Origin of the sequence: Hasllibacter halocynthiae (genome assembly GCF_003003095.1) — a bacterium.
Lineage (GTDB): Bacteria > Pseudomonadota > Alphaproteobacteria > Rhodobacterales > Rhodobacteraceae > Hasllibacter > Hasllibacter halocynthiae.
In genome coordinates, this window is sequence record NZ_PVTT01000001.1 from 325,879 (window position 1) to 343,611 (window position 17,733).

At 73.1% G+C, this 17,733-nt stretch carries 16 protein-coding genes; 6 read left to right on the forward strand and 10 right to left on the reverse strand.

Translation table 11 applies throughout. The annotated features are described in order from the left end of the window. Positions 1-43 precede the first annotated feature (43 nt). The 4 genes from nusB to BCF33_RS01675 form a co-directional block, all read right to left on the reverse strand. Positions 44-532 (reverse strand): transcription antitermination factor NusB, encoded by a 489-nt coding sequence (gene nusB / locus BCF33_RS01660; RefSeq protein WP_106159203.1) that lies wholly within the window; start codon positions 530-532, stop codon positions 44-46. Between the two features lie 77 nt (positions 533-609). After that, a complete protein-coding gene (locus BCF33_RS01665; RefSeq protein WP_106159204.1) occupies positions 610-1,116 on the reverse strand; it encodes a 6,7-dimethyl-8-ribityllumazine synthase in 507 nt (168 codons plus the stop codon). A 5-nt stretch (positions 1,117-1,121) separates the two neighbouring features. Next, positions 1,122-2,267 (reverse strand): 3,4-dihydroxy-2-butanone-4-phosphate synthase, encoded by a 1,146-nt coding sequence (ribB, locus tag BCF33_RS01670; RefSeq protein WP_106159205.1) that lies wholly within the window; start codon positions 2,265-2,267, stop codon positions 1,122-1,124. Positions 2,268-2,309: 42 nt separating this feature from the next. Beyond that, a complete protein-coding gene (locus BCF33_RS01675) occupies positions 2,310-2,600 on the reverse strand; it encodes a DUF6476 family protein (protein WP_106159206.1) in 291 nt (96 codons plus the stop codon). On the opposite strand from BCF33_RS01675, the gene BCF33_RS01680 reads away from it, so the two are divergent. The 3 genes from BCF33_RS01680 (at position 2,599) to BCF33_RS01690 (ending at position 5,034) form a co-directional block, all read left to right on the forward strand. Next, on the forward strand, positions 2,599-3,600 hold the full coding sequence (locus tag BCF33_RS01680; RefSeq protein ID WP_106159207.1) for an RluA family pseudouridine synthase: 1,002 nt from the start codon (positions 2,599-2,601) through the stop codon (positions 3,598-3,600). The genes BCF33_RS01675 and BCF33_RS01680 overlap by 2 nt on opposite strands. Before the next feature lie 185 nt (positions 3,601-3,785). After that, on the forward strand, positions 3,786-4,691 hold the full coding sequence (gene rpoH / locus BCF33_RS01685; protein WP_106159208.1) for an RNA polymerase sigma factor RpoH: 906 nt from the start codon (positions 3,786-3,788) through the stop codon (positions 4,689-4,691). 73 nt (positions 4,692-4,764) lie between these two features. Beyond that, positions 4,765-5,034: a DksA/TraR family C4-type zinc finger protein gene (locus BCF33_RS01690; RefSeq protein ID WP_106159209.1), complete on the forward strand. Its 270-nt coding sequence runs from the start codon at positions 4,765-4,767 to the stop codon at positions 5,032-5,034. A 52-nt stretch (positions 5,035-5,086) separates the two neighbouring features. Here the strand turns inward: BCF33_RS01690 and BCF33_RS01695 are convergent, their stop codons facing one another. From BCF33_RS01695 to BCF33_RS01710, 4 genes are all read right to left on the reverse strand, one after another. After that, positions 5,087-6,868, reverse strand: a complete 1,782-nt coding sequence (locus tag BCF33_RS01695; protein ID WP_106159210.1) for a M3 family oligoendopeptidase — start codon at positions 6,866-6,868, stop codon at positions 5,087-5,089. A gap of 63 nt (positions 6,869-6,931) precedes the next feature. Beyond that, positions 6,932-7,825 carry an amidohydrolase family protein gene (locus tag BCF33_RS01700; RefSeq protein ID WP_245883683.1) on the reverse strand — a complete coding sequence of 298 codons (894 nt, stop codon included), beginning with the start codon at positions 7,823-7,825 and terminating at the stop codon, positions 6,932-6,934. Positions 7,826-8,060: 235 nt separating this feature from the next. Then, positions 8,061-9,659 carry an ATP-dependent DNA ligase gene (locus BCF33_RS01705; protein WP_106159211.1) on the reverse strand — a complete coding sequence of 533 codons (1,599 nt, stop codon included), beginning with the start codon at positions 9,657-9,659 and terminating at the stop codon, positions 8,061-8,063. 169 nt (positions 9,660-9,828) lie between these two features. Then, positions 9,829-10,857, reverse strand: a complete 1,029-nt coding sequence (locus BCF33_RS01710) for a ligase-associated DNA damage response exonuclease (protein WP_106159212.1) — start codon at positions 10,855-10,857, stop codon at positions 9,829-9,831. Positions 10,858-11,890: 1,033 nt separating this feature from the next. On the opposite strand from BCF33_RS01710, the gene BCF33_RS01715 reads away from it, so the two are divergent. Continuing rightward, on the forward strand, positions 11,891-12,652 hold the full coding sequence (locus BCF33_RS01715) for an HpcH/HpaI aldolase family protein (protein WP_106159213.1): 762 nt from the start codon (positions 11,891-11,893) through the stop codon (positions 12,650-12,652). A gap of 34 nt (positions 12,653-12,686) precedes the next feature. Here the strand turns inward: BCF33_RS01715 and BCF33_RS01720 are convergent, their stop codons facing one another. Beyond that, a complete protein-coding gene (locus BCF33_RS01720) occupies positions 12,687-13,643 on the reverse strand; it encodes an alpha/beta fold hydrolase (protein WP_106159214.1) in 957 nt (318 codons plus the stop codon). Positions 13,644-13,660: 17 nt separating this feature from the next. Continuing rightward, positions 13,661-13,957 (reverse strand): SCP2 sterol-binding domain-containing protein, encoded by a 297-nt coding sequence (locus tag BCF33_RS01725; protein WP_106159215.1) that lies wholly within the window; start codon positions 13,955-13,957, stop codon positions 13,661-13,663. A gap of 66 nt (positions 13,958-14,023) precedes the next feature. On the opposite strand from BCF33_RS01725, the gene BCF33_RS01730 reads away from it, so the two are divergent. Continuing rightward, positions 14,024-14,686 carry a tetratricopeptide repeat protein gene (locus tag BCF33_RS01730; protein WP_245883684.1) on the forward strand — a complete coding sequence of 221 codons (663 nt, stop codon included), beginning with the start codon at positions 14,024-14,026 and terminating at the stop codon, positions 14,684-14,686. Between the two features lie 22 nt (positions 14,687-14,708). Beyond that, positions 14,709-17,732 (forward strand): helicase-related protein, encoded by a 3,024-nt coding sequence (locus BCF33_RS01735; RefSeq protein WP_106159216.1) that lies wholly within the window; start codon positions 14,709-14,711, stop codon positions 17,730-17,732. Position 17,733 lies beyond the last annotated feature (1 nt).

Sequence of the window (17,733 nt, forward strand, 5' to 3'; positions counted from 1 at the left end):
GTCGACCCTCCTGGCGGCAGAGGTGGCGCGCGGCGCGCCGGCATCAACGCGCCTCGAACGCCTCGGGCCGCATCTCGCGCGCCATGTGGTCGAGGACGGCGTTCACGAACTTCGGCTCGCGGCCTTCGGGGAAGAAGGCGCGGGCGACCTCCACGAACTCGGTGATGGCCACCTTCGGCGGGGTATCTCCCTTCAGCTCGGCCCCGGCGGCCCGGAACAGGGCGCGCAGGGTCGGGTCGATCCGCTTGAGCGGCCAGCGCTCGACCAGGGCGCGGTCCGTCGCCTGGTCGATCCCGGCCTGCTCGTCCACGGCCCTTTCCAGGAGGGCGCGGAAGTGATCGACGTCGCCCTCCTCCATCTCGTGATCCTCGAAGCGCTCGCCGAAGCGGTGATCCTCGAACTCCCGCCGGACGGCGTCCACGGTGCGGTCCGTCACCTCCATCTGGTAGAGCGCCTGCACCGCGAAGAGGCGGGCGGCAGACTTGCGGCGACGGGCCTGCTGGCGAAGGGACTGCTTGTCGGTGTTCGGCATGGCGGCGGCAGGTAGGCGCGGCCCGCGAGGGGGTCAACCAGGGCCCCGGCGTCAGGCGCGCCGAGGCGCCCGCATCCTCATCTCGTCGCCAGCCGGAACCCCACGCCCTTCTCCCCCGGCCCGAGGGACCGTTGCAGCGCGATCAGGTGCAGCGCCGCGGCCGCCGCGCCGCCCGCGGTGTCCAGGCGGGCGGGGTCCGCGCGCTCGTCCGCCTGCTCCCGGTTCTCGACCGTGATGATCCCGTTGCCCACGCACGCGCCCGACAGGCCGAGCATGGTGATGGCGCGCGCGCTCTCGTTCACGACGACGTCGTAATGCGAGGTCCGGCCCCGGATCACGCAGCCCAGCGCGACGAACCCGTCGAACTCGCCCTGCCGGTGGGCCATCGCGATGGCAGGCCCGATCTCCAGCGATCCGGGGACGTTCAGGACCTCCCATGTCGCGCCGGCGGCCTCGATCACTGCCTTGGCCGAGGCCAGCTGGGCGTCGCCGACGGCCTTGTAGTAGTGCGCGATGACGATGGCGATCCGGGGCGCCTCGTCGAAGGCGGGCAGGTCGGCGACGTTGTCGGAATGTCCGGCCATGGGGGCTACTGCTCCGTGATGCGGCGGGTCGCGACGATCTCCAGCCCGTAGGCGTCGAGGCCGACCACCTTCGGGCGGGGCGAGTTGGTCAGCAGGACGAGCTTCGACAGCCCCAGCGACGACAGGATCTGCGCCCCCAGCCCGTATTGCCGCAATGTGCGCGGGCTCACCTCCTCCGAGGTCTGGAGCTTCATGTGCAGGTCGCGCAGCAGCACCAGCACGCCGCGCCCCTCCTCGGCGATCAGGCGCATGGCGTCCGCGAACTCCCCCGTGCGGCCCGCGGGACCCAGGCCGATCACGTCGAGCATCGGGTCGAGCGTGTGCATCCGCACGAGGACGGGCGCCTCGCCCGAGATGTCGCCCTTCATGAGGGCGATATGCTCGGCCCCCTCGGTCTGGTCCGTGTAGATGCGCAGGGTCCAGTCACCGCCGAACTCGGACGCGACGGTCTGCTCGTCGCGCATGGTCACGAGGTTATCGTGCCGGCGGCGGTAGGCGATCAGGTCGCTGATGGTTCCGATCTTGAGCCCGTGCCGCTGCGCGAAGGCCACGAGGTCGGGCAGGCGGGACATGGTCCCGTCCTCGTTCATGATCTCGCAGATCACGCCGGAGGGGTTCAGCCCCGCTAGCCGCGCGATGTCGACGGCCGCCTCCGTGTGCCCCGCGCGGACGAGGACGCCGCCCTCGCGCGCGCGCAGGGGGAAGACGTGGCCCGGCGTGGCGATGTCCTGGGGGCCCTTCGCGGCATCGATGGCCACCGCCACCGTCAGGGCGCGGTCATGGGCGGAGATGCCCGTCGATACCCCCTCGCGCGCCTCGATGGACGTCGTGAACGCCGTCTCGTGCCGGGACGAGTTCTGCGTCGCCATCAAGGGCAGGCCCAGCGCGTCCACCCGATCCGAGGCCAGCGCGAGGCAGATCAGGCCGCGCCCGTGCGTGGCCATGAAGTTGATCCTCTCGGGCGTGGCCATCTGCGCTGGGATCACGAGATCGCCCTCGTTCTCGCGGTCCTCGTGATCGACGAGCACGAACATCCGCCCGTTGCGCGCGTCCTCGAGGATGTCCTCGGTCCTGGAGATGACGTCGGACCAGTCGCGCTCGACCGGGCCAGGGGTCTCGTAGGGCAGGGGGTCGTTCTGGGCGTCGTCCATGGCGGTGGACCTAGAGGGCCGCGGGCCGAAGGGGAAGGCGCGTCAGCGCAGCTCGACCGTGCGCCGCAGCGTCCCGGCGGCGTCGTAGATCAGGATCGCGTCCGGCGTGGCCACCGCCAGCCAGTCCGGCCCGCGGGTGAAGGCGACGGGCTCGGCCCCTTCGGGAAGGTCCAGCGCGTCCGGCAGCGGGACGGTGCCGTCTGGCAGGCGCGTGACGAGCAGGGCGACGATCGCTAGGACCCCGAGGATCATCGTGACCGTCAGCGTCGTCACGAGCACCTTCAGGAAGCGCAGCTCGGGGATCGCGGGCTGCTGGGGATCGGGATCGGACATGGGGCGCCTCGTCAGGGTCGAGATCGGGCTAGAGCCCCCCGCGCGCCTCGACAAGGCGCTCGCGCGCGACGTGGACCCGGGCGCGGCCCTCTCGCGCTCGCGTATCGCGGCGTTGATCGCGGCGGGGGCGGTGTCGCGCGGCGGGGTGGCCGAGACCTCGCCCAAGGCCGCCGTCCGCTCAGGCGAGGTCTGGTCGATCGCCGTCCCGGACCCCGCCGAGAGCCATATCGAGGCCGAGGCCATCCCCCTCGCGGTCGTCTACGAGGACGACGCCCTGATCGTGGTGGACAAGCCCGCCGGAATGGTCGTCCACCCCGCGCCCGGCACCCCTTCGGGCACGCTGGTGAACGCGCTGATGGCCCATTGCGGGGACCGCCTGTCGGGCGTGGGCGGTGTCGCGCGGCCGGGCATCGTGCACCGGATCGACAAGGACACCTCGGGCCTTCTCGTGGTGGCGAAGACGGACGCGGCGCACGCGCACCTCTCGGACCTCTTCGCGCGACATGCGGTCCGGCGGGCCTATCTCGCGGTCTGCCATGGGGTGCCGGACGGGGGCGACCCGCGGCTGCGCGGGGTGCCCGGCGCCTCCCTCGAGGATGGGTGGGTGAAGGTCACCACCCGGCTGGACCGTCACCGCACCGACCGTCAGCGCCAGGCGGTGTTCTTCGACCGGGGCCGCCACGCCGTAACCCGCCTGCGCGTCCGCGAGGCGTTCCAGGGCGCCGCCCTCGTCGAATGCCGGCTCGAGACCGGGCGGACCCATCAGATCAGGGTCCATATGCAGCATATCGGGCACGGGCTGATCGGCGATCCCGTCTATGGCGGTCGCCGCAAGCTGCCGAAGGACGCCCCCGGCGCGGCCGAGGCCGCGGCCTTTCCCCGGCAGGCGCTTCACGCCGCCACCTTGGGCTTTCCCCACCCCGGCACGGGCAAGCCCCTCCTCTTCGAGAGCGCGCCGCCCCCCGACATGGCGGCGCTGATCCGCGCGCTGCGGGGGTAGGCGGGCGGCGGATGCCGGGGGACGTGTGCGCGGCCGCGGGGATGCCCGTGCGCCCGAAGGGGATTGGAACAGCGGGGACTCGCGGGTCATTCTTCTTCCGCCAGGCGCCCCGTAACCGTCGAGGCAGATATTGAACCGATCGGTTCAGTTCCTATATCGATACCCCAAGAGAGGGAGAGTGCATTTTGGCGACATACGCGAACCTTCCGGCCCCCTCGCCCGAGCAGGGGCTGAACCGCTACCTCCAGCAGATCCGGCAGTTCCCCATGCTGGAGCCGGAGGAGGAATACATGCTGGCCAAGGCCTGGGTCGAGCAGGAGGATACGGAGGCCGCGCACAAGCTGGTCACGTCCCACCTGCGCCTCGCGGCCAAGATCGCGATGGGCTATCGCGGCTACGGCCTGCCGCAGGCGGAGGTCATCTCCGAGGCCAACGTGGGGCTGATGCAGGCCGTCAAGAAGTTCGACCCCGAGAAGGGGTTCCGGCTGGCGACCTACGCTATGTGGTGGATCAGGGCGTCGATCCAGGAATACGTCCTGCGGTCCTGGTCCATGGTCAAGCTGGGGACCACCTCGGCGCAGAAGAAGCTGTTCTTCAACCTCCGCAAGGCGAAGAACCGCATCGGCGCGCTGGAGGAGGGCGACCTGCGCCCCGAGAACGTCGCGACCATCGCGAACCAGCTCGGCGTGACGGAGGCCGAGGTGGTCTCGATGAACCGGCGGATGGCCGGCTCGGACGCCTCGCTGAACGTGCAGGTCGGGGCGCAGGACGGCGATTCCGGCGCGCAGTGGCAGGACTGGCTGACCGATGACAGCGCCGACCAGGCCAGCGAGGTCGCCGAGCGCGACGAGCTGGAGGTGCGGCGCGAGATGCTCGCCGGGGCGATGGACGTCCTGAACGAGCGCGAGGCCGACATCCTCACCCGGCGCCGCCTGGCCGACGAGCCCGAGACGCTGGAGGATCTTTCCAAGGTTTACGGCGTCTCGCGCGAGCGGATCCGCCAGATCGAGGTCCGCGCTTTCGAGAAGCTGTCCGGCCGCATGCGCGAGCTGGCGGCCGAGAAAGGCCTTCTGGAGGAGGAGCCGGCCTAGACCGGCCCCCTTCGACCGAGCCGCGGAGCGCCCCCTTCGCGGGGGCGCTTCCTTTTTCACCGGAGGATATGCCATGGCTGGCGGATGGACGCGCGACGGCGCGGTGAACGAGCAGATCGAAGCCTCGATCCAGGACGAGCTGGCGCGCCTGCGGGCCCATCGCGCCCCTTCGGGCGAGAGCGCGTATGACTGCGCCGAGTGCGGCGAGCCCATCCCCGAAGCGCGCCGCGAGGCCCTGCCGGGCGTGAAGCTCTGCGTGGAATGCGCGGGCGGGCGCGAGCGGCGGCCCGAGGCGCGCGGCGGTATCAACCGCCGGGGCTCGAAGGACAGCCAGCTGAAGTGAGGACCGACCCGGCCGCCCCGCCCAGGCAAGCCGCATGGCGGGGCGGCCGCGATCAGGCGTCGAGCGCCTCCAGCTCGTCGATGAGGCCTTCGATCATCGAGAGGCCCTTGTTCCAGAAGGCCGGATCCGAAGCGTCGAGGCCGAAGGGCTTCAGCAGCTCGGAATGGTGCTTCGAGCCGCCGGCCTCCAGCATGGCGAAGTACTTGTCCTCGAAGCCTTCCTCGCCTTCCTGGTAAACGGCATAGAGCGCGTTCACGAGCCCGTCGCCGAAGGCATAGGCGTATACGTAGAATGGCGAGTGGACGAAGTGCGGGACATAGGCCCAGAAGCTCTCGTAGCCGTCCATGAAATCGAAGGCCGGGCCCAGGGATTCGCCCTGGACGGACATCCAGAGCGCGCCGATGTCCTCCGGCGTCAGCTCGCCCCTGGTGCGGCGGGCGTCGTGAAGCTTCACCTCGAAGTCGTAGAAGGCGATCTGCCGAACGACCGTGTTGATCATGTCCTCGACCTTGCCGGCGAGCAGGACCTTCCTCGTCCGGTCGTCCGGCGCCTCGGCCAGCATGGCGCGGAAGGTCAGCATCTCGCCGAAGACCGACGCCGTCTCGGCGAGGGTCAGGGGGGTGGCGGACAGCAGCTCGCCCTGCCGCGCGGCGAGGCGCTGGTGCACCCCGTGCCCCAGCTCGTGCGCGAGGGTCATCACGTCGCGCGGCTTCCCTAGATAGTTCAGCATCACGAACGGGTTGGCATCCGCCACGGTCGGGTGGGCAAAGGCGCCGGGCGCCTTGCCGGGCTTCACGGGCGCGTCGATCCAGCCTTCGGTGAAGAAGGGCCGGGCGAGGTCGGCCATGCGCGTATCGAACCCCCCGTAGGCGCCCATCACGGTCGCCTTCGCCTCGTCCCAGGGAACGAGGCGGTCGTCCTCCATCGGCAGGGGGGCGTTGCGGTCCCAGACCTGCAGCTTGTCCAGCCCGAGCCACTTCCGCTTCATCTCGTAGTAGCGGTGCGAGAGGCGGGGATACGCCTTCACGACGGCGTCGCGCAGGGCCTCGACCACCTCGGGCTCGACGTCGTTGGCCAGGTGGCGGGAGGCCATGGGGCCGTCGAAGCGGCGCCAGCGATCCTCGACCTCCTTCTGCTTGGCGAGGGTGTTGTGGACGCGCGCGAAGGTCTTCTCGTTCGCCTTCAGGACCTCTGCGACGGCGCGAGCGGCGGCCTCGCGCCTGTCGCGGTCCGGGTCGGTGAGGAGGTTCAGCGTCGCCTCGATCCCCATCTCCTCGCCGTCCACCTCGAAGAGGAGGCCGGCGATCGTCTCGTCGAAGAGCTTGTTCCAGGCCGACGCCCCGACGGTCGAGGCGTCGTGGAGGAACCTCTCCAGCTCGTCGGAGAGCTGGTGCGGCTTCATGGCGCGCATCCGGTCGAAGACGGGCTTGTAGCGGGCGAGATCGCCGGTGGTGAAGGTCCGCTCGTAATCCCCGTCCGGGATCTCGTTCATCTCGAGCGAGAAGAAGACCAGGGGCTTCGTCGCCTCGGTGATCCGGTCCTGGGCGTCCGACATGGCCTTGGCGCGGGCGGCGTCGGTCGTGTGCTGGTAGTAGCGCAAGCCGAAGAAGGACATCAGCCGCCCGGCCATGAGGTCGATCCCCTCGTAGCGCCGCACGCATTCCAGCATCCCGCCGGAGTCGAGCGAGGCGAGCCTTCCCTCGTAGTCCGTTGCGAAGGAAGCGCATTCCGTCTCGGCGCGCTCGAAGTCCGCCTTGATGCGGGGATCCTCTGGGCCGTCGTAGAGGGTGCCGAGGTCCCATTCGGGAAGCGTGCCGAGCGTGTCGTCGAGCATGGGTGTCTCCGGGTTCGGGTCGGTGGCGATGTAGGCGCGGCGGCCCGGGATGTGTAGCCGTGCCTAGAAGCCGTAGAGGCGGGCGGGGTTGTCCACGAGGATCCGCTGGCGGTCGCCGGGATCGGGCACCTGCTCCATGAACCGGTCGAGGAGCCTGCCGGCGTCGGGCATCGTGGCGCCGCCGAGCATGATGTGCGGCCAGTCCGAGCCCCAGAGGCAGCGTTCGGGATTGGCGGCGACGAGCGCCCGGACGAACGGGTCCGTGTCGTCCCAGTCGGGCGAGAGCCGGTAGGGCGCGGAGAGCTTCGCCCAGACGTTTCCGTCCTTCAGCGCGTCGCAAAGCGCGGCGAATCCGGGGGATCGCGGGCCAGGGCCCAGGTCCGAGGGCCAGCCGGCATGGTCGATCACGAGGGGGCACGGCAGGGCGCGCGCGTCCTCGGCCACCTCCTCCATGTGCCGGTCGGCATGGAGAAGCATCTGCACGTGCATCCCCCGCGCGGCGAGGCGGGGCGCGAGGGCCTTCGCGCCGGGCCAGTCGAGGACGCCGCCGTGCACGTAGTTGATCCGTATGCCCTTCGCGCCCCTCCGCGCGAGGTCGTCGAGCGTGCCGTCCGAGACGTCCCCGGTCACGAGGACGATCCCCCTGGCCATGTCGCCGAGACGCTCGACCGTCTCGAGCGTGACGGTGTTGTCCGTGCCGTAGAGAATGGACTGGACGATCACCGCGCGGGTGCATCCGAGCGTGTCGAGATGCAGCCGGAACAGGGTGAGCCATTCCTCGTAGCCGCCTATCTCGGCAGGGCTTTCCGCGTGGGTGCCCGACAGGGCGTGCTCCGGGCCCGACAGCATGTGGACATGGGCGTCGCAGGCCCCGAGGGGCGCGCGGGTGGTGGGCACCTTGGGCATCCGTGCGGGCGCCTCGCCGGCGGGGATGCGGTCCTGGGGGGCGTCTGGCATCGGTCGGTCCTTCTCTGGTCCGGCGCAGGTGGGGCGCGAGGGGTCTTCGTCCACCGCGTCAACCTTCGGTTCACGTTTCGCCCCTATGGTGGGCGTCATGCGACGAATCACCTTCATCGCATCCCTGGTCCTCGCGCTGATCCGCGGGGCGGGGGTGCCGGCGGACGGGGCCTCCGGGGGCGCCGGCGGGGAAGGTGCGCCCGGCGCACCGGCAGGGGTGCCGGAACGCGCGCCCTCAGCCGTAGGCGGCGAGCATCTCCTTCAGGTCGCCGAGGGTGTTGGCCTCGGCGATGGGCTTGTCGTGCCGCCAGCGGAGCATCCGGGGGAAGCGCAGCGCCACGCCCGACTTGTGCCGGGGCGAGGCCTGGATCCCCTCGAACCCGATCTCGAACACGTGGTGGGGCCTCACGGCGCGGACGGGGCCGTACCGCTCCAGCGTGTTGCGGCGGACCCAGGCGGTGATGCGCCGGAACTCCTCGTCCGTGAGGCCGGAATAGGCCTTCGCGAAGGGCGTCAGCTCGTCCCCGTTCCAGACCGCGAAGGTGAAGTCGGTGAAGAGGCCGGCGCGCCGGCCGTGGCCCTGCTGGGCGTAGATCATCACCGCGTCGACGGTCAGGGGGTCGACCTTCCACTTCCACCAGTCGCCCTTGCGGCGCCCGTCGCGATAGGGGCTGTCGCCGCGCTTGAGCATCACGCCCTCGGCCCCGAGCGCGCGCGAGCCCGCGCGGATCGCCGCGAGGTCGTCCCAGCCCTCGAAGGCGAGAAGGCGCGAGAGGTCGAGGGGCGCGTCCTTCGGCACCCCCTCCATCAGCCCCTCGAGGATCGCGCGCCGCTCGTCGAAGGGGCGCGCGCGGACGTCCCGACCCTGCCATTCGAGGACGTCGTAGGCGCGCAGCACGGCCGGCGCCTCCTGGAGCAGCTTCTTCGGCACCGTCTTGCGGCCGATCCGGGTCTGGAGGCGCGCGAAGGGCAGCGGGGCGCCCGCCTCGTGGTCCCAGGCGAGCACCTCGCCGTCGATCACGGTGCCGTCGGGCACGAAGTCGCGGGTGGCGGCCATCTCGGGGAAGCGGTCGGTGATCAGCTCCTCCCCGCGGGACCAGAGGTGATGCTCGCCCCCCCGCCGGACGAGCTGGCCGCGGATGCCGTCCCACTTGTGCTCGGCCCGCCAGGCCGCGGGGTCGCCGAGGCCCTCCGGCGGGTCGTCGAGCTGGTAGGCGAGGTAGAAGGGATAGGGCCGCGAGAGGTCCGCCGAAGGGTCGGGCGTCAGGATCAGCGCGTCCCAGGTGACGTCGTCGGGGGCCCACCGGCCCATCAGACGGTGGGCGATCTCGGCCTCCTCGATGCCGGTGGCCTGGGCGAGGGCGCGCGACATCAGCTTCTGCGAGACGCCGACCCGGAGCTGCCCGGTGATGAGCTTGTTGAAGAGGAACCGCTCGGTCCCGCCGAGCGTGTCCCAGGCGTCGAGCACGTCTGCGCGGCGCTCGGCCTCGGGAAGGGCGGCGAGCGCGCGGATGCGGTCGATCCAGCCGGAGAGGGTGAGGTCCGCCGTGCGAGAGGGGTCCGGCAGGACGAGCTGGATCGTCTCGGCGAGGTCGCCGACGATCGGGTAGCTCTCCTCGAAGAGCCAGAGGGGGATACCGGCGGCCCGGGCCGCCCATTCGCGCAGGAAGGTGGCGTTCACCGTGCGCTTCGGCCGCCGCCCGGAAAGGAGCGCCACGGTCCAGAGGCGGTCCCGTTCGGGCGCGTCCTCGAAATAGGCCTTCAGCGCGGCGACCTTGGGCAGCACCCGCGTGGTGGCGTCGAGCGCCTCGTAGAGCTGGGCGAAGCGCTTCATCCGGCACGCCCGGGAAGGGCGGTCCCGCGCCCGCGGGTGCCTGCGGACGGGGCGAGCGGCAGGGACGGTCCGGCCCGGCGGCCGAGCGCCCGTTCGCGGCGGAGGCGCGCCCGAGCCGCCGTCGAGGCACGGGGAGGGACGAGCGGCGCGTCGAGGGGCGGCGGCCGGGTCATGCGGCGTCCTCCGCCGTGCCGGGGTCGGGCGAATCCAGCGTCTCGCCCTCGTACTCGGTCTCGACGGGGCGGGCGTCGTAGCCCTGCTCGCGCAGCCAGCGGGCGAAGATGGAGGTGTAGCCGTGGGTGACGAAGACGCGGGTGGCGCCGGTGGCGGCGACGGCCTCGTTCAGGCCGGGCCAGTCGGCGTGGTCGGACATGACGAACCCCTTGTCCGCCGCTCGGCGGCGGCGGACCCCGCGCATGGCCATCCAGCCGCTCGCGAAGGCGGTGGCCGCCTGCGGGAAGCGGCGCATCCACGGCCCGCCCATGGCCGAGGGGGTGGCGACGACGAGGGCGCCGGGATGGTCCTTGATGCGCGTCTCGGGCGTCACGCGGATCGTGTCCGGCAGGCGGATGCCCTGGGCGCGCATGACGGCGTTGGTGTTCTCGACCGCGCCGTGGGTGAGGATGGGCCCGATGGAGGCGTCGACGGAGGCGAGGATGCGCTGCGCCTTGCCCAGGGCGTAGGCGCCGACGACGGCCGGGCGCCCATCGGCGGCCGCGGCGCGCCACCAGGCGTCGATGGCGGCGTTCTCCTCCTCGAAGGGGCGCCACTTGAAGACGGGCAGGCCGAAGGTCGATTCGGTGATGAAGGCGTGGCAGCGCACGGGCTCGAACGGCTCGGAGAGGCCGTCGGGCGCGGTCTTGTAGTCGCCCGAGGCGACCCAGACCTCGCCGCCCACCTCGACCCGGATCTGCGCGCTGCCGGGGACGTGCCCCGCCGGGTGGAAGGAGACGGTGGCCCCGCCGATCCGCCGCCGCTCGCCATAGGCGATGCCCTCCAGCACCGCCTCCGGGCCCAGGCGGTGGCGCATGACCGGCAGCGCGGCCTCCGTCGCGAGATAGCGGCCCATGCCGTCATGCGCGTGGTCCGCGTGGCCGTGGGTGACGAGGGCGCGGTCCACGGGGCGCCACGGATCGATGAAGAAGTCGCCCGCGGGGCAGTGGATGCCCCGTTCGGTGAAGCGAAGGACGTCGGCCATGCGGCTGAGTCCTAGCGCACGGGCCCGCGCGGGCCATGGGGCGCGTCCCTGCCCCGAGGGGACACCCGGTGCGCCATGGCCTGGGCCGGAAACGCGCAGGCGGCCGGATGACGGGCCTTCGGGCAGGGGGCCGGGCGGGCGCCCCTTGCGGAAGGTCCCGCCCCAGGACGAGGCATCCGGGCGTCCGGCGCGACTGATCCGCGCCAACGTGCCGCCCCCGAAAGGTCCGGCCGCCGGCATGCGCGCCCTGCCGTCCATCGTGTCCGCCGGCGAGGGCGGCAACCGGCAGATCGCCGCGCGAGCGCCCATGCCCCCGACGTGGTGCTGGCGGAGTGCTGGCGGCCCTTGCCCGGCCGTCGCCCGCGCGGCGGCCCCGAAGAACGCCCCTGGCTGCGGAGGACCGGCGGCCCCGCCCATTCGGGCCGTCCCGCCGTCCAATCGTTCCTCTGCGCTTCCGCCTGGCTTCCGCGTGCAGGCCCGCGCATGCGGCGGCGCCGCGCGCGCCTGCACGCCTGCGAGCAGGCAGCCTGCGCCTTCGAGCCTGCCCGCGTCCGCGCACGCCCACTCCGCGCACGTTTATGCCCGGGGGGTGGGCCGAGGGGGGGCGGCCATTCGGCGAGGGCTTCGGACGGGCGAGCCGGCCCGAGACCGGCTGGGGGCGGGCGGGGGCCGCGATCATGGACTGCCATGCGGTGCGCCCGATCCCGCGCCCGCCTGCGGGCGTCGCGGCGTGCGGCGCGCCTTCCGGGTTCGGGGCTTGGGGGCCTGGGGGCGTGTTCGGTGGTCGGGTTCGCGACCGGGCTCGAGGGGGCGGGCTTCGAGGCAGGGATCGGAAGGCGGGGTTCGGGAGGCCGGGGCCAGGGCTGGGGCCGGCGCGGGGCGGGATGCGGGACGCCGCGGGGTCCGGCGGTCGGGGCGGCATGGAAGGCGGGGCGTCTTAGGGGCCCTGCCGCCGGTGAGGCGGGCAGGGGGCGGGCGATCTCGACCTTTGGCGGGCGGAGGCCTAGGCCGGGGCGGAAGAGGGAGGGATGCGATGGGCGAGCGGACGGCGGGATTTCGGGCGCGGCTCGGCCGGGGCGGGCGGATGGCGGGGACGTTCCTGAAGACACCCGCGCCGGAGCTGGTCGAGGTGCTCGCGCTGTCGGGCCTGGACTTCCTCTGCCTCGATGCCGAGCACGCGCCCTTCGGGCGCAGGGAGATGGACCTCTGCTGCGGGATCGGGCGGGCGCTGGACCTGCCGATCCTCGTCCGCATCCCCGCCGCGCGGGAGGAGCACGCGCTGCAGGCCCTGGACGCGGGGGCGGTCGGCCTCGTGGTGCCGCACGTCCTGTCGGCCGGGCGGGCCGCGGCGATGGCGCGCGCGGCGCGCTTCGGGCGGGGCGGGCGCGGCTACGCGGGGTCCAGCCGCTGGGCGGGATGGGCGAGCCGGGCCATGCCGGACGTGCTGGCGCAGGACGCCGAGACCTGCGTGATCGCCCAGATCGAGGAGCCCGAGGGCGTCGAGGCGGCCCGCGAGATCGCCGGGACCCCCGGGATCGACGCGCTGTTCGTGGGGCCGGCGGACCTCTCGGTGGGATACGGGCACCAGTCCATCGACAACCCGGACGTCGCGGCCGCCTTCGCCGCCTGCCGCGAGGCGGCGGAGGCGGCGGGCGTGCCGCTCGCGACGTGGGTGCCGAACGCCGCGAAAGCGGCGGAGTGGGCGGACCGGGGCGTCACGGCCTTCGTCGTCGGGTCCGAGCACGCGTGGATGCTGGCCGGCGCGCGCGAGGCCGCGCGGATCGCGGACGGCTGAGCGGCGCGCCCCCACGGCGGAGGGCGCGGCCCACTCAGCGGCGCAGGTGCGCGAGGATCTGCGCGCGGAACGCGTCGCGCAGGGCGGGCCGCTCCATCAGGAGCTCGTGCTCGCCGCCCTCGTGGAGCACGAGCCTGCCGCCGGGCCAGCGGGCCATGCGGCTGCGGATGCGGGCCGGATCGACGACCCGCTCGGCGGTGCCGAGGCCGGTCAGGCAGGGCACGTCCGGCGAGGGCGCGCGGTGGAGGCGGCGCATCTCGCGCAGCGCCTCCCATAGCCAGCCGAGCGAGGGGCCGCCCAGCGCCAGCGCGGGAACCTCGGCGGTCTGACGGCGCATCCAGTCGAGGGTCTCCTCGTCCGTGGTCAGCATCCCCGCCTCGGCCGGCACGTCGGCGACGGGCGCGGGGCCCCGGCCCGGCGCGTAGCGGTTGGCCCGCCCCGTGCGCCCCGCGAGCCAGGAGAGGGCCCAGGCGAACGGCCGCTCGTGCCGGGCGATCTCGATCCCCCACATGGGCGCCGAGAAGGTGGCCGTCGCCACGGACAGCCCCTCGCCAAGCGCCCGCAGCCCGATGCAGCCGCCCATGGAATGCGCGAGCAGGTGCCGCCGGCCGCCCCCGCAGAGCGAGACGAGCGCCGCGACGTCCCGCTGGTAGTCCTCGAAGCGCACGACGTGGCCGAGGGCCGGGTCGCCGTCGAGCCGGTCCGAGAGGCCCTGTCCGCGCCAGTCGATGGCGAGGACGCGGAAACCCTCCGAAGCGAGCCAGAGCGCGGTGGGCCAGTACTTCTCGACGTATTCGGTGCGGCCGGGAAGAATCAGCACCTCCTCGGCGGCGTCCTGCGGGCCGACGAGGAGCGTGCGCAGCCGTACCCCGTCCGCCGCCCGTATCCAGCGCGCCCTCGTGGGCGCGTCGGGCTGCGGGTCGCCCGCGGGGGGGCGTGCGACCGCCCGGTGGAACGGCGCGTCGCCCGGAGAGGTCGCCTCGCCGTCCACCGCCCGCGCCCCCCGCGTCAGGAGAGGGCCGAGCCCAGCTTCATCGCCTCGCCCATCGAGCCGTCGACCTTCAGCTTGCCGGTCATGAAGGCGGAGGTGGGGTTCATGTCGCCCTCGAGGATGGCGCGGAAGGTCTCCGCGTCGGCGGTCATGGTGACGTCGGCGTCTTCGCCCGCATCCGCCGCCTCGCGCGCGCCCTGCTGGTCGAGCATGATCGCGCCCTCGTCTTCGATCACGAACTTGGCGGAGCCGTCGAAGCCGCCGTCCAGCTTGGCGTTCAGCTTCCGCACGGCTTCGTCGATGACTTGGGACATGGGCTTGGGCCTTCCTTTGTCGGCGCGGGCCTTCCGCCCGGCGCGCGTGGGTCTATGTTGGGGGATATGGAACGGATCGCACCCCCGCCCAAGCGTGCCGTGGCGTCCCTTGCGCTGGCCGCTGCCCTGGCCGTCGCCGCCGCCGCGCCCGGCGGACCCGCGACGGCGCAGGACGCCCTTCCCGAGACGCTTCCCCATGCCTCGCCCGGCGGCGCCCCCGCCGCGGCGCCGGAGCGCCCCGCGCCCCGCGTGCCGGAGACGGCCGAGGAGCTGCTGGAGGCCTTGCGGATCGCGCCCGAGGGGCAGCACGACCGCATCGCCCAGCGGATCGAGCGCCTCTGGTCCCGGTCGGGCAGCCAGAGCGTCGACTACCTGCTGAAGCGGGGCCGCGACGCGCTGGAGGACCAGGATCCGGAGGCGGCGATCGACCATCTGTCGGCGGCGATAGACCACGCGCCGGACTTCGCGCAGCCCTATGTCGACCGGGCGGAGGCGTACTACCTGGCCGGGCGGCCGGGCCTCGCGCTCTACGACCTGCGCCGGGCGATCGAGCTGGAACCCCGGCATTACGACGCGCTGGCGGGCATGGGCCTCGTCCTGTCGGAGCTGGACGAGCCCGAGATCGCCCTGGAGGCGCTGCGCGGCGCCCTGGCGATCCACCCGGCCTATCCCGACGTCGAGGCCCTGATCGAGATGATCGAGGCGGAGCTGCAGGGCACGCCGATCTGACGGACCCCCGGAAGGGCATCCCATGAGCAATCCAGAAGGACGGGTCACCGCCGTCCTCGGCCCCACCAACACCGGCAAGACGCACTACGCCATCGAGCGGATGCTCGCGCACGGCACGGGCGTCATCGGCCTGCCGCTGCGGCTGCTCGCGCGCGAGGTCTACGACCGCTGCGTCGCCGCGCGGGGGCCGAACGCCGTGGCGCTGGTGACGGGGGAGGAGCGGATCGTCCCCGCCCGCGCCCGCTACTGGGTCTGCACGGTCGAGGCGATGCCCATGGGGCAGGGGCACGACTTCCTTGCGGTGGACGAGATCCAGCTCTGCGCCGACCCCGAGCGGGGGCACGTCTTCACCGACCGCCTCCTGCACGCGCGGGGGCGGCACGAGACGCTGCTCCTGGGGGCGGACACGATGGCCCCGGCGATCCGCGCCCTGGTGCCGCGCGCCCAGTTCCTGCGGCGCGAGCGGTTCAGCACCCTGACCTACACGGGCGAGAAGAAGATCAGCCGCATGAAGCCGCGCAGCGCCATCGTCGGCTTCTCGGTCGAGAACGTCTACGCCATCGCCGAGCTGCTGCGCCGGCAGCGGGGCGGGGCGGCCGTCGTGATGGGCGCGCTGAGCCCCCGGACGCGCAACGCGCAGGTGGAGATGTACCAGGCGGGCGAGGTCGACTTCCTCGTCGCGACGGACGCGATCGGGATGGGCCTGAACCTCGACGTGGATCACGTCGCGTTCTCCTCCACGCGCAAGTTCGACGGCACGCGGATGCGCCCCCTCCAGCCGGGCGAGCTGGCGCAGATCGCGGGGCGCGCGGGGCGGCACACGGCGAACGGCACCTTCGGGGTGACGGGCGAGGCGGCGCCGCTGGACCCCGAGGTGGTCGAGGCGATCGAGGAATCGCGCTTCCTGCCCGTGCGCAAGCTGCAATGGCGCAGCAGCGACCTGCGCTTCGGATCGGTCGGCGCGCTGCTCGCCTCGCTCCAGCAGCGGACGGAGAACCCCTGGCTCTCGCGCACGCGGGACACGGACGACCTGTCCGCGCTGAAGGCGCTGGCCGAGGACGCGGAGGTGCGCCGCCGCGTCCGCGCGCCGGCGGATGTCCGCCTTCTCTGGGACGTGTGCACGATCCCGGACTTCCGCGGCATCGGCCCGGGGGAGCATGCGGCGATCCTGACCACCATCTTCGGCCACCTGGGCGAGCTGGGGCGCGTGCCGGACGACTGGTTCGCGCGCCAGGTCAAGCGGACGGACCGGGTCGACGGGGACATCGACACGCTGTCCAAGCGCCTCGCCTACGTGCGGACTTGGACCTATGTCGCCCAGCGCGCCGGCTGGCTGGATCAAGGCGAGCATTGGCGCGGCGAGACGCGCGCGGTAGAGGACAGGCTGTCGGACGCGCTGCACGAGGCGCTGACCCGGCGATTCGTGGATCGGCGGACGTCCGTCCTGCTGAAGCGCTTGAAGCAGAAGGAGGCCATCGTGGCCGAGGTGAACGCGGAAGGCGAGGTCATCGTCGAAGGGCAGCCCCTGGGCCGGCTGGAGGGGTTCCGCTTCCGCCCGGCGAAGGGCGGCGGCGACGCGGGCGAGGCCAAGGCCGCCCGCCAGGCGGCAGCGCAGGTCGTGGGCCCGCAGATCGCGCGGCTGGCGGACCGGTTCTACAACGCCCCGGACACCGAGATGGACGTGACCGAGCAGGGCGGCCTGATGTGGGGCGACCAGGCGGTCGGCAAGCTCGTCCGCGGCGACGATCCGCTGTCGCCGAAGGTGCATCCCTTCGTGGACGACGGCGCGGAGGCGGAGGTGCGGGACAAGGTCGCGCGGCGGCTGCAGCACTTCGTGGACCGGCGGGTCGCCGCCCTCTTCGAGCCCCTGATCGCGATGCGGAAGGACGAGGCGCTGACCGGCCTCGCCCGTGGGTTCGCCTTCCGGCTGGTCGAGAACCTCGGCGTGATCCCCCGCGGCGACGTCGCGCGCGAGGTTAAGGAGCTGGGGCAGGAGGATCGCGCGCTCCTGCGGAGGCACAAGGTGCGGTTCGGGCAGTTCACCGTGTTCGTGCCGGACCTGCTGAAGCCCGCGCCGACGCGCCTGCGGCTGGTGCTGTGGGCGCTGTCGAAGGGTCTGGACGAGTTTCCCGAGGCCCCGCCGCCGGGCCTGGTGACGATCCCCGCCGAGAAGGGGGCGGCGCCCGGCTACTACGCGATGGCCGGCTATCGCGCCGCCGGAGAGCGGGCGGTCCGGATCGACATGCTCGAGCGGCTGGCCGACATGATCCGCGGGGAGGACACACGCGGCGGCTTCGAGGCGAAGGCCGACATGCTGTCGATCACCGGGATGACCCTGGAGGGCTTCGCCGACCTGATGCGCGGCCTCGGCTACAAGGCCGAGCGCGGCGAGCGCCCGAAGCTCCGCGCCGGACGCCCGCCGGCCGAGCGGCCGGGCGAGACCCCCGGCGAGCGGCCGGGCGAGCTGCCGGACGTTCCCACCGGGCCCGACCGTCCCGACCCTATGCCCGAGCCCGCGCCCGGCCCGGATCTGCCCCCCACCCCGGCCGGCCCCCCGGGCACCATGGAGGCCCCTGCCGAACCCACCGCGGACGGGGATGCCGCGCGCGAGGACGGGGGGGAGGCCGTGGACGCCGCGCGCGCCGAGCAGGCCGTCGAGGAGGAGGCGCGCGGGGCCGCGCCGGCCCCAGGCGGGCCCGAAGAGGCCGCGGCGGGTTCGCAGGCGGGCGAGGGGGCTGCGCCCTCCGGCGGGGGGGCCGCGGTGTCCGACGCCTCCACCGGGTCCGAGGCGGAGGCGCCCGCGGAGGCCGAGAGGGAGGTGTTCTACACCTTCACCTGGGCCGGAAGCCGCCCGAACCGCCAGGGGCGCCGCCCGCAGGGCCAGGAAAAGGGCCGGTCCCAGGGCAGGCAGGCGAAGGGGCCGAAGGGCAAGGGCGCCCAGGGCGGCAAGCCCAAGACCTACGCCGCCGCGCCGGACCGGCGCAGCAAGGACCGGATCGATCCCGACAACCCGTTCGCTGCCGCGCTGGCCGGCCTGAAGAAGTAGT

What these genes read in the sequence shown, in the direction of transcription:
- BCF33_RS01705 (WP_106159211.1), bottom strand. Translation starts at nt 9,659, where the DNA reads ATGAAGCGCTTCGCCCAGCTCTACGAGGCGCTCGACGCCACCACGCGG.
- BCF33_RS01715 (WP_106159213.1), top strand. Translation starts at nt 11,891, where the DNA reads ATGGGCGAGCGGACGGCGGGATTTCGGGCGCGGCTCGGCCGGGGCGGG.
- BCF33_RS01730 (WP_245883684.1), top strand. Translation starts at nt 14,024, where the DNA reads ATGGAACGGATCGCACCCCCGCCCAAGCGTGCCGTGGCGTCCCTTGCG.
- BCF33_RS01725 (WP_106159215.1), bottom strand. Translation starts at nt 13,957, where the DNA reads ATGTCCCAAGTCATCGACGAAGCCGTGCGGAAGCTGAACGCCAAGCTG.
- BCF33_RS01665 (WP_106159204.1), bottom strand. Translation starts at nt 1,116, where the DNA reads ATGGCCGGACATTCCGACAACGTCGCCGACCTGCCCGCCTTCGACGAG.
- BCF33_RS01700 (WP_245883683.1), bottom strand. Translation starts at nt 7,825, where the DNA reads ATGCCAGACGCCCCCCAGGACCGCATCCCCGCCGGCGAGGCGCCCGCA.
- BCF33_RS01735 (WP_106159216.1), top strand. Translation starts at nt 14,709, where the DNA reads ATGAGCAATCCAGAAGGACGGGTCACCGCCGTCCTCGGCCCCACCAAC.
- BCF33_RS01680 (WP_106159207.1), top strand. Translation starts at nt 2,599, where the DNA reads ATGGGGCGCCTCGTCAGGGTCGAGATCGGGCTAGAGCCCCCCGCGCGC.
- BCF33_RS01710 (WP_106159212.1), bottom strand. Translation starts at nt 10,857, where the DNA reads ATGGCCGACGTCCTTCGCTTCACCGAACGGGGCATCCACTGCCCCGCG.
- BCF33_RS01675 (WP_106159206.1), bottom strand. Translation starts at nt 2,600, where the DNA reads ATGTCCGATCCCGATCCCCAGCAGCCCGCGATCCCCGAGCTGCGCTTC.
- nusB (WP_106159203.1), bottom strand. Translation starts at nt 532, where the DNA reads ATGCCGAACACCGACAAGCAGTCCCTTCGCCAGCAGGCCCGTCGCCGC.
- ribB (WP_106159205.1), bottom strand. Translation starts at nt 2,267, where the DNA reads ATGGACGACGCCCAGAACGACCCCCTGCCCTACGAGACCCCTGGCCCG.
- BCF33_RS01690 (WP_106159209.1), top strand. Translation starts at nt 4,765, where the DNA reads ATGGCTGGCGGATGGACGCGCGACGGCGCGGTGAACGAGCAGATCGAA.
- BCF33_RS01695 (WP_106159210.1), bottom strand. Translation starts at nt 6,868, where the DNA reads ATGCTCGACGACACGCTCGGCACGCTTCCCGAATGGGACCTCGGCACC.